Genomic DNA, 491 nt, shown 5'->3' with positions numbered 1-491 from the left:
ATCATGGCGATCTACACCGTCGTGCTGCTCGTCCTCTTCTTTGGCGCACACGACTTTTCGTACGACGGCTGGGCGTCGATTTTCTCCGCCCAATGGATGAAGCTCGCGACGTTCGTCACGCTGCTCGCGCTGTTCTATCACGCCTGGATCGGCGTGCGCGACATCTGGATGGACTACATCAAGCCCGTCGGCCTGCGCATCGCGCTGGACGTGCTGACGATCGCCTGGCTGCTGGGCAGCCTCGGCTACGCCGCGCAGATTCTCTGGAGAGTGTAAAAGCATGGCTGCAATCAAGAATTCTCTGCCGCGTCGCAAGTTCGACGTGGTTATCGTCGGCGCGGGCGGCTCGGGGATGCGCGCTTCGCTGCAACTGGCGCGCGCCGGTCTGTCCGTCTGCGTGCTCTCGAAGGTGTTCCCGACGCGCTCGCACACGGTCGCGGCCCAGGGCGGCATCGGCGCCTCGCTCGGCAACATGAGCGAAGACAACTGGC

At 63.7% G+C, this 491-nt stretch carries 2 protein-coding genes; both read left to right on the top strand.

Features of this window, described 5'->3' with window-relative positions; all coding sequences use genetic code 11:
• The coding region (gene sdhD, locus SB751_RS28120) for a succinate dehydrogenase, hydrophobic membrane anchor protein (RefSeq protein ID WP_410748799.1) at positions 1-276 on the top strand (276 nt) is incomplete at its 5' end.
• 4 nt (positions 277-280) lie between these two features.
• On the top strand, positions 281-491 hold a 211-nt coding region (locus SB751_RS28115; RefSeq protein WP_410748798.1), incomplete at its 3' end, for an FAD-dependent oxidoreductase.

The organism is Cupriavidus sp. SIMBA_020 (assembly GCF_046535395.1).
Taxonomy (GTDB): domain Bacteria; phylum Pseudomonadota; class Gammaproteobacteria; order Burkholderiales; family Burkholderiaceae; genus Cupriavidus; species Cupriavidus campinensis.
This window is presented reverse-complemented; position numbering and strand designations above follow the sequence as displayed.